Origin of the sequence: Wolbachia endosymbiont of Litomosoides brasiliensis (assembly GCF_013366805.1) — a bacterium.
GTDB lineage: Bacteria > Pseudomonadota > Alphaproteobacteria > Rickettsiales > Anaplasmataceae > Wolbachia.
Genome location: NZ_WQMO01000026.1, coordinates 1 through 8,852 on the forward strand (window position 1 = coordinate 1; position 8,852 = coordinate 8,852).

The 8,852-nt window shown below is 33.3% G+C and carries 9 protein-coding genes, 2 other RNA genes and 1 pseudogene; 7 read left to right on the forward strand and 5 right to left on the reverse strand.

The window, feature by feature from the left end; translation table 11 throughout:
* Positions 1 to 679 precede the first annotated feature (679 nt).
* Positions 680 to 1,270: an MlaC/ttg2D family ABC transporter substrate-binding protein gene (locus tag GO684_RS04525; RefSeq protein WP_175939285.1), complete on the reverse strand. Its 591-nt coding sequence runs from the start codon at positions 1,268 to 1,270 to the stop codon at positions 680 to 682.
* 122 nt (positions 1,271 to 1,392) lie between these two features.
* On the opposite strand from GO684_RS04525, the gene ssrS reads away from it, so the two are divergent.
* Positions 1,393 to 1,554, forward strand: a non-coding RNA gene (gene ssrS / locus GO684_RS04530) — 6S RNA.
* An 18-nt stretch (positions 1,555 to 1,572) separates the two neighbouring features.
* Positions 1,573 to 2,052 (forward strand): type II toxin-antitoxin system RatA family toxin, encoded by a 480-nt coding sequence (locus GO684_RS04535; RefSeq protein WP_175939287.1) that lies wholly within the window; start codon positions 1,573 to 1,575, stop codon positions 2,050 to 2,052.
* Here GO684_RS04535 and GO684_RS04540 read toward each other — a convergent pair.
* A pseudogene (locus GO684_RS04540) lies at positions 2,033 to 3,023 on the reverse strand (IS630 family transposase). The gene GO684_RS04535 and the pseudogene GO684_RS04540 overlap by 20 nt on opposite strands.
* 153 nt (positions 3,024 to 3,176) lie before the next feature.
* Between GO684_RS04540 and GO684_RS04545 the strand changes: the two are divergent.
* Entirely contained in the window at positions 3,177 to 3,878 is a 702-nt protein-coding gene (locus tag GO684_RS04545) for a DsbA family protein (protein ID WP_175939298.1), read from the forward strand.
* 29 nt (positions 3,879 to 3,907) lie between these two features.
* Here GO684_RS04545 and GO684_RS04550 read toward each other — a convergent pair whose 3' ends face one another.
* The gene (locus tag GO684_RS04550; RefSeq protein WP_175837373.1) at positions 3,908 to 4,186 is read right to left on the reverse strand and encodes a DUF2671 domain-containing protein; all 279 of its coding nucleotides are present in this window, start codon (positions 4,184 to 4,186) and stop codon (positions 3,908 to 3,910) included.
* A gap of 249 nt (positions 4,187 to 4,435) precedes the next feature.
* Between GO684_RS04550 and GO684_RS04555 the strand changes: the two genes are divergently transcribed.
* Positions 4,436 to 5,089 (forward strand): O-methyltransferase, encoded by a 654-nt coding sequence (locus tag GO684_RS04555; protein ID WP_175939289.1) that lies wholly within the window; start codon positions 4,436 to 4,438, stop codon positions 5,087 to 5,089.
* Between the two features lies 1 nt (position 5,090).
* Here the strand turns inward: GO684_RS04555 and GO684_RS04560 are convergent, their stop codons facing one another.
* Together GO684_RS04560 and GO684_RS04565 are read right to left on the reverse strand one after the other, a co-directional pair.
* Positions 5,091 to 5,744, reverse strand: coding sequence for a glutathione S-transferase family protein (locus tag GO684_RS04560; RefSeq protein WP_175939291.1), 654 nt, complete (start codon positions 5,742 to 5,744; stop codon positions 5,091 to 5,093).
* Entirely contained in the window at positions 5,741 to 5,887 is a 147-nt protein-coding gene (locus GO684_RS04565; RefSeq protein WP_175939294.1) for a hypothetical protein, read from the reverse strand. The genes GO684_RS04560 and GO684_RS04565 overlap by 4 nt, the downstream gene beginning before the upstream one ends.
* Before the next feature lie 250 nt (positions 5,888 to 6,137).
* On the opposite strand from GO684_RS04565, the gene ffs reads away from it, so the two are divergent.
* The 3 genes from ffs to GO684_RS04580 all read left to right on the forward strand — a co-directional run bounded on the left by ffs (position 6,138) and on the right by GO684_RS04580 (position 8,070).
* An RNA gene (ffs, locus tag GO684_RS04570) (signal recognition particle sRNA small type) lies at positions 6,138 to 6,228 on the forward strand.
* 21 nt (positions 6,229 to 6,249) lie between these two features.
* Positions 6,250 to 7,734 (forward strand): DNA polymerase III subunit gamma/tau, encoded by a 1,485-nt coding sequence (gene dnaX, locus GO684_RS04575; RefSeq protein ID WP_175939296.1) that lies wholly within the window; start codon positions 6,250 to 6,252, stop codon positions 7,732 to 7,734.
* Positions 7,735 to 7,755: 21 nt separating this feature from the next.
* On the forward strand, positions 7,756 to 8,070 hold the full coding sequence (locus GO684_RS04580) for a YbaB/EbfC family nucleoid-associated protein (RefSeq protein WP_175939300.1): 315 nt from the start codon (positions 7,756 to 7,758) through the stop codon (positions 8,068 to 8,070).
* Positions 8,071 to 8,852: the final 782 nt, after the last annotated feature.

The window sequence follows — 8,852 nt, forward strand, 5'->3', positions numbered from 1 at the left end:
TAAATATCTTGAACAAGAGTTATTTTTCTTTGATAAACCGCAGCTTGACACACATTTGGAAGTTAGGCATGGATAGTTAAAAAAGGCGTTAGAACAGGTTAGAGTAAAATTAGGGGACAAAATTTTTGTCTCTACAGTGTAGTTAATCCTAGAAATGGAGAGATTTCCAGCTTACTTGCATCAGAATGTCAACACTGGTTGTATGAATATATTTTTTAAACAAATGTTGCAATCACGAGAAGTCTTTTCTATCATAAATTATGCTAGTTAGCATAAATTAAAAAAATTTAAAGGCACTTAAAAATATCGAGATTATATACCTACCACCATACCACCCAAGCCAACCCTATTGAGAGATTTTGGTTGCATATAAAACAGAACATTTTGCGTAAAAATCTATAATACAATTGCTTTGCTTAAAAGCGCTTTGTACTAACTTATTACCTCATCTTTTTCACTCCGCAATTAAATAACTCTGCAATGTTACTTATTTGATCCACTAACAATGAGAATTAGTATTACGAATGATAATTTAAGTCTTTTTCATTGGTTCCAGCTATATGGATTATAGGAGGTGTTTTTCAGAGTTGTCTAGTTTACTAAGAAAACCTTATTATACGATCAAGAAGAAAATCTTTTAGCCTGCTACTAAGCAGCTTAGGCCAATGAGGCATATATGTCATAGATTGTTGTTATATTTTAATTCATCTATAACACGTGCTATGCTATATGCATCAATTTTTTCACTGAGTTGAGAATGTTGATTAATAGAAATGCTTACCCCGTTCATTACAACATCACTTACTAAGAAAGAACTGACATTTTTGGTAACTTTAAAATCAATGTTTGTAAATTCTTCATCGCCGTAAGAAAATCTTGTACTAATCAAACAAGTTGCATTGTCAACTACTCTTGAACTCATTATAGCCATTTCACTATTATTCATATGTTTATATAAAATTTTGATACACAAACGTGTAAAATATATCTCATATTCTCTTAAGAAATCTTCTCTTTCTTTCTGGGTAGTTAAAGCCCAATGTTTTCCCATAACGAATCGAGATATTTTTTTGAGATCAACATTATTTCGAACGATCTCCTGAAGCTTTTTATATACACATTCCCGTTTTTTTTTGTTTTCCTTTGTAAATATGCTGTCCACTTGTTGCTTCATAGCATGCACAAAAGTTTTATGATCTGCACAATTGGTGTAAGCATTTGAAGAAATTACAATGAAAGCAACAACAATTAGAATTTTAATAAAACTCATGAGGTATGTTTATTGAGTGTGACATTAAAATGCAAAGTTTAATAAAAGCTAAATAATAGCTAGTTTTATTGCTGATTGCAATATACCTATAGACACGCCTTGCGTAAATCGGCTATAATTGCAGGGGTCTGTTCTATACGTTATGAGTTAAGTTAAATTTCCCGAGCGATAATTTCTGGTCAAGGGAATTGCCTCTATCGATTTCATTGAGGTTGATACGTGATGCCCACCTTAACTTCTGGTCTCAGGAATCTACTAAGGCTAACGTTAGATACGGATCCCATTCTAGTTAGTCTAAACTTATGCTTTACCAATACAAAGAACAAGGTATTTTCTCATGTTTACCTAACGAGGTATTCCGGGTTATAATCGACATTGAGAAGTATCCTGATTTTGTTCCTTGGTGCAAAGCTGTTTACTTAAAGGAGAAAATTGATAACCAGGTAATTGTGGATCTCATAGCAGCTTTTCATGGGATTAAAGGAAGATATACATCGGAGGTAACCTTTCTTTCTCCGAGTGGAACGAATGAAGGTTGGATAAAAGCAGTATCATCAAATGGGATATTTAAGCGTTTATATAATGAATGGAAATTCGTTCTTACAGAAGAAAAGAAAACTATGGTGAAGTTTTATATAGAGTTTGAGTTTAAATTTAGCTCGTTTTCTATTTTGTTAAATTCAGTATATAAATATACACAAAGTAAAATAGTTGCTGCGTTTAAGGACAGGGTTGAGAGCTTTGCTAATACTAATTCTCATTTTAATGGGTCAAGTAAGTGACATTGCAGAATTGTTTGATTGCGAGTGAGAAAGAGAGGTAATAAATTTGCACAAAGCGCTCTCGAGCAAAGCAATTGTATTATAGACTTTATTACACAAAATATTCTATTTTATATACCACTAAAGTCTCTCAATGGGATTGAGCTTGGATGAGCATGGTAATAAGTATATAATCTCGATATTTTTGGCGCCTTTGAACTTTTTAACTTGTACTAGCTGGCACAATCCATGATAAGAAAGGCTTATCATATCCTTAAAGTATTGCTACACTTATTTAAGAAATATATTCATATAATCAGTGTTGACATTCGGTGTAAATAAGCTAGAATCATCTCCATTTCTAAGATTAACTACACTGTGGGGATAAAAATTTTGTCTACCTAATTTTACTTTAACCTGTTCTAACGCCTTTTTTAACTATCCATGCCTAACTTCCAAATGTGTGTCAAGCTGCGGTTTATCAAAGAAAAATAACTCTTGTTCAAGATATTTACTAATAGTCTCATTGAGTTTTTTTTAACTCTTTTTATCTATTTTTATCTTGTTCATTGTGAATTGGTCTTGGCATAATATACGGAAACTTCATTTTTTGCATATTATTGTAGATTTGCTGACATTCAAGCCAAATTTTTCTAGATTCTTGTTCTTATTTTTTTAATAGTAATGTTATGGTTTTCTTGTATTCATACTTCAATTTGTTCAAGTTGACTCTGATTCAATCTAGTTTTTCTACGACGTTAAGAGGGAGCAAGTAATTTTTCTTCTCTTCCAAATTTTAGGTGCTTTATCTGTGCAGTTGGTGTTGTTCTTGAAATGCAACATATTTTTGCTACGGATGTTATACTGTGCCTTTTTGCTGCAATTACAGCATTTAGTTTTTTTACAACACATGCGTTATTTCACGCTTCCTTTAGCATTTCTTTTGCTGATTCTACGACTCTTTTATCCAATAATTTTGATTTCAATACCATTTAAATCTTGCTATTTTACTTATTTCAGCAAGGCTTCTTTTTCATTATTGAAAATCCGTTTCTTGTACAGTGGGGATTGGTATAAGAAAAAGTTATCTTGACATTATTGATATAAATACGTAATTATTTAGTAAGTTAAATGTTTATATTGTGATGATTTTTAGGTTATTATTTTTATTGATCTTTACAAGTGTTAATTCTTATGCAGTTGTTGAGCAGGACTTATCCAACAACCAGTACACTCAAACAGCTAATGGAATAACACCAAAAGAACTACTGTTGCCGTTGTCTGGTGATAGGTTGTTGGGAGACCCCAAAGCACCTATTCTAATGATAGAATATGCTTCGCTTACTTGTTATCACTGTTCTCTTTTCCATAGGGAAGTTTTTCCTGAAATTAAAAAGAAATATATAGATACAGGTAGGATGCTGTATATATTCCGTCATTTCCCTTTAGATTATAGAGGGCTAAAAGCTGCAATGCTAAGTTATTGCTACGAGAAGCAAGAAGACTATTTTAATTTTAATAAAGCTGTTTTTAGCTCGATAGACTCATGGAATTATTCCAATTTAGGTGATTTAACTGTGTTACAAAAAGTGGCGGCACTAAGCAACTTAAAGCAAGATACATTTAACCGATGTATTAACGATAAGAAAGTGATGGATAAAATTATGAATGATAAATCACTAGCAATTAATAAACTTGGTATTATGGCTACTCCAATATTTTTCATCAAGCTTAACAATGATAAACCACATACAGAGCCTGATAAAATTAGATACGAAGGATATAAAACGCTAGGTTACTTTACTAACGTGATAGACAAACTATATGAAAAAGCTATAGTGAAGTGATACCACTGTAGCTTATCATACAAAAGGCTCTATACTGATCCATCGTTTTTCATCACTGCTTGTTGTTTTTTACGCTCAAACTCTCTTTTTTTACTGTGCCAAGCGTAATAATACATAGCAATTTTATTTTCTATCAATATTATTGTTCCATCGTAAAACTGAACCATATCCATAACTTTTTTCTGGGCTTCATCAAAACGTTCCCTATACTTTTCACGATAGGCTGGGTTATTTAGCAATGTAACCCCTTCATCTTTGTTAGATTTTTTGCTTAACGTTTCAACTTCACTAGCAATGTTATAAGACATATAATCCCCTCTAATTGATTATGAAAATTGTATTTAAAAGAGAAATTTGCATATAAGCAGTTCCTTTAAATTTTAATGTGGCAGCCAATCAGCTGTTGCACTAGTTAACTATGGTACTATATATCACAGTTTTTGTCACTTAAAATTTTATGGTACAAAATAATGGCCTAAAGTAAATGTTTGTATTACTTTAGGTATATCATTACTTATGAATTTTATATTAATTAAGTCTTCCTAATAATACAAAACATGGCGCGCGATGATAAATCTGACATAAAACTGTCATATATACGAGATTTATTTGCAAAAGAATGTAAAGAAATAGAAGAGTATTGTATTCTTAAAGAAAAACAACACATTCAAATTAGCCCTAGAGAAGGGAAGTTATTAAATTTATTTATAAAAATTCATAAGGTGAGAAGTATTGTTGAAATTGGTACATTATATGGTTACTCGTCAATTTGTATGGCAAAAGCTCTGCCTGAGTATGGCCATATATACACAATAGAAAACAATCCTGAGCACTTTAAAATAGCAAAAAAAAATTTTAGTGCTTTTAATCTGGACAATAAAATTACTTTAATAGCAGGCAATGCATTGGGAAAATTGGATGAGTTATCAGCGGGGGCACCATATGACATGATATTTATTGATGCTGATAAGGATAGCTATCCTAAATATTTAGATTGGGCAGAATCATACATTAAACAAGACGGGCTGATTGTTGCAGATAATACTCTATTATTTAACACAGTATTTTTGGAATTACCTCCAAAAGAAGTGTCAGAGAAATCATGGCGTGCTATGAGGGAATTTAATTATAGATTATCGGATGAAAAAAAATATTGCTCTATATTAATTCCAACTGATGAAGGAATGACTGTAGCTTTAAAGCTTACGTAGACTAAAAATCAAAGTCGGCATAGTGCACAGGGGGGGTTAATCCGGGAACTCTTTCTAATAACATCTCACGAAAGCAAGGCCTTGACTTGACAATGGAATACCATTCTTTTAGAATTTTACTTTTTTCCCATGGAAAACTGTTTACGTAGTCCATTACAGAAATATGTGATGCTAAAGCAATGTCAGCTAAAGTGAACTTATCGGTTACAAGCCAAACGTTTTTGTTAATTAAGTACTCAATGTACTCTATATGGCAAGACAGGTTATGTTGGGCTGCATGGAGAAACCTAGAGTCAGGACTGCGGTTAATTATTATTTTCTCATTTATAATATATTTAGTAACTTCATTATAAAACTTATTATCAAACCAATTAATTAGAGCACGTATTTGAGATTTAACAACAGCAGATGAGTCAAGCAATTTGATATCGCTGTTGTAAGTTTCTTCTAGATATTCACAAATAGCGTTGCTGTCTGCTATAATAAAGCTATTGTCTATAAGCACTGGTACCTGCCCAATTGGATTAACCTTCATAAACTCATTCCGCTTCTCCCATGGATTTTCGTATACTAAATCACAGCTCAGCTTTTTTTCCTTAAGGAGGGCTCTAACTTTCCGTGAAAACGGACAAAGGGGAAAGTGATATAAAATCATAATACCTCTCCTTTGTCATCTCTCTTTTCTTTATCCTCTCTTTTTCTTTTGTCGTTCCAGTGTGTGACACTGTGATCCAAAGAAAAAGATGTGGATTTTAGTAGATCTTGTGCATAACTTCTTGTTGCTTTGGCACTTATCATTCTATGGCTTGACCACATAGTCTAGTTGTTGAAAAGATTTCCTAATTCCAGTATTGCGATTAGAATGACATAAGTAAGCACTTAACTGAAATGATATAAATAAACATTGGGATGACAATCTTGTAGTGACTTGCATAACGACTAACTTTTTATCTACTTTAAAGTAGCGCTGTAAAAAATTTAACATATCAAATTATGGCGCTAATATAGAATATACCTTGCTAAATAAAAAAAAAAGTATAACCTTTTGTTAAGGTATGCAGGCAAAAACTCTGTAACTTGGTCAGGTCAGAGATGAAGCAGCCATATCAGAATCTTTATTGGGTTGCATACCTATCTCGTTATTTGTTTTATTATAAACCATGAACATAGCATTAAAATACCGTCCTGGCAGCTTTAAAGATTTAGTTGGTCAAGATATATTAGTGCGTATATTAGAAAACGCTTTTACTCTCAACAAAATTCCACAATCTATACTACTCTCCGGTAGTAGTGGGGTGGGTAAAACTACCACAGCAAGAATAATAGCTTTATGTTTAAATTGTTCTTTGGGACCAACTTTTGAGCCGTGTGGGTCATGTGAAAATTGTCTGGCGATAAAAAATTCAAGCCATCCAGATGTGATTGAAATCGATGCAGCAAGTCATACTAGCGTTGATGACATCAAAGTAATCCTGGGAGATATTTGCTATTCACCTATAAGTTCTAAGTTCAAAGTTTACATTATAGATGAAGTACATATGTTATCCAGCAGTGCATTTAGTGCATTGCTTAAAACCTTAGAAGAGCCACCGTCGAGTGTAAAGTTTATTTTGGCAACTACAGAGATAAAAAAGATACCAATCACTATCGTTGCACGTTGTCAAAGGTTTGATTTGCACAACATCCCTGTAGCTAAAATAGTAGAGCGTTTGAATGATATTGCGCAAAGAGAGAATTATTTTATTGAAAAGGAAGCATCAGAATTAATTGCGCGTCGCTCTGGTAATTCAATGCGCAATGCCTTGTTTTTGATGAATCAAGCAGTGCTGTATAGTAAAGATGGTGCAATATCCGCCAAAGGTGTGATGGATATACTTGGCCTAGTTGATAAAGATATTATGTTTGATCTGCTGGAAGCAATATTGAATGGTGATTTACAGAAGGCTCTGTCGCTGTTCGATAAAGCAGTGGAAACAGCAAACCCACTTAGTGTTTTTGAGGGTTTGTTACAGACAATTCAGTTAATATGCCGTTTTTTAGTTACAAAAGAGATTGATAATTTGGTTACAGAATGTGAGAAGAGCAGGATAAAAGACTTGGGTGTAAAGAAGTCTTTAATATTTTTCTCGAGATTATGGAAAATGTTGCTCAAAGGAGTTCAAGATATAAAAACTTCGACATGCAGTGATGTTGCTGCTGAGATGATGTTAATTAGCCTCTGTTATCTTTCTGATCTACCTTCCCCCGAGCAGGTAGTTAAGAAAGTCCTTGCACAAAGTATGCAGCAGAGGAATACACGCGGCGCAGAAAACGTACAACAAAAAAGTTATGATTTTGATAAGATTTTGCAACTATTGCGGTGGAATAACCAAATTTATCTTTACAAACAGCTATGTAATAATCTACAATTAGTGGACTGCAAACCTGGGTATTTAAAATTAAAAGCTGTATCTCAGTTGGATAGTAATTTTTGTAATGACTTGAAAAATTACTTAAGTCAGATAACTAAGCAAGAGTGGGTTATTATAATTGATGCAGATTATATAAATGAGGGGGCGAGTAGCTTAAGTTATACCCCTGCAGTCAAGGGTATACTTGATACATTTAAGGGTGCAAAGGTAGTTAATATAGAGAATAAGGAGTAAGTCGTGGATTTTAATCAGATAATGAAGCAAGCGCAAGAGATGCAAAAGAAGCTTGCAGAAGCTCAAGAAAAGTATATTGGTAAAGAATTTCAAGGTATTTCCGGTGGAGGTAGAGTTTCTGTGTTGGTAGAAGTCATAAAAATAGGTGGTTATAAAGCTAAAAAGGTAAACATAGACTTAGAGCTTATGAGAAATGAGGAGAAGGATATAGTAGAAGATTTAGTAACAGCAGCGTTCAATGATGCTGTTAAGAAAGCAGAAGAGGATATGGCAAATGCAACCTCTGATCTTGCAGGTATGATAAATTTATCACCTGGGTTTAAACTTCCCTTTTAAAATTTTTCTACATAAACTCCTGGTGTTTCTAATGCTCATGCTTCTTTAGTGTACCTACAACATTGTATAAAGATAGGGGAAACTGCAGTAGTAGAAATGATGTGAGGAGTAAAGAAGTGTTAGAGCTAGTGACATAACTGTATGAACATAGCAATTTATAGGTAATTTGCGCAATAAATGGTGTTATTCCAATGTCTCCTTCTTGTATTATCTCAGTAAACCCTTTGTTATTGTTCCAGTGCGTGGCACTGAAATCTAGTAAGTTTATTTACTATTTCTATCATCTTATGGTTTTCTAGTATGGAAAGCCAGCATCAAGCGCTGGAGTATCAGCAACCCTCACGTCTTAGCGAGATTCTTATGGTGTATATCTCAGCCGCTAGCAAGCAGCGGGTGATAGTAGCTACAAATATTTGAGTGATTTACTAAATAGCACCGAACAGAAGAAATCTGTCAACCCAGGAAGAAACTCCTTAGTTTAAGTTTTTATACTAATTTCCACTATATACAGAACAGATGGACAATAATGGAAAAGGAGCCGTACTGAAGTGTGGTAAAATAACAAGGTTTAAATGGCGTTGTGAAATCAAAATTATTGATGAAAAAGTCATGGAATCAGCAAAAGAATGCTGAAGAAAGTGCAAAATAACGCATATGTTGCAAAAAAACTAAATGCTGCAGTTGCAGCAAAAAAGCACAGTATAACAGCCGCAGCAAGTTGCATTTAAGAACAGCATTAACCGCATGGATAAAGTACCCAAACTTGAAAGAGAAGAAAAATT

Coding starts and splice junctions, on each gene's coding strand:
- GO684_RS04580 (WP_175939300.1), top strand. CDS start 7,756: ATGAAGCAAGCGCAAGAGATGCAAAAGAAGCTTGCAGAAGCTCAAGAA.
- GO684_RS04535 (WP_175939287.1), top strand. CDS start 1,573: ATGCTTTACCAATACAAAGAACAAGGTATTTTCTCATGTTTACCTAAC.
- GO684_RS04565 (WP_175939294.1), bottom strand. CDS start 5,887: ATGATAAGTGCCAAAGCAACAAGAAGTTATGCACAAGATCTACTAAAA.
- GO684_RS04545 (WP_175939298.1), top strand. CDS start 3,177: ATGATTTTTAGGTTATTATTTTTATTGATCTTTACAAGTGTTAATTCT.
- dnaX (WP_175939296.1), top strand. CDS start 6,250: ATGAACATAGCATTAAAATACCGTCCTGGCAGCTTTAAAGATTTAGTT.
- GO684_RS04550 (WP_175837373.1), bottom strand. CDS start 4,186: ATGTCTTATAACATTGCTAGTGAAGTTGAAACGTTAAGCAAAAAATCT.
- GO684_RS04525 (WP_175939285.1), bottom strand. CDS start 1,270: ATGAGTTTTATTAAAATTCTAATTGTTGTTGCTTTCATTGTAATTTCT.
- GO684_RS04555 (WP_175939289.1), top strand. CDS start 4,436: ATGGCGCGCGATGATAAATCTGACATAAAACTGTCATATATACGAGAT.
- GO684_RS04560 (WP_175939291.1), bottom strand. CDS start 5,744: ATGATTTTATATCACTTTCCCCTTTGTCCGTTTTCACGGAAAGTTAGA.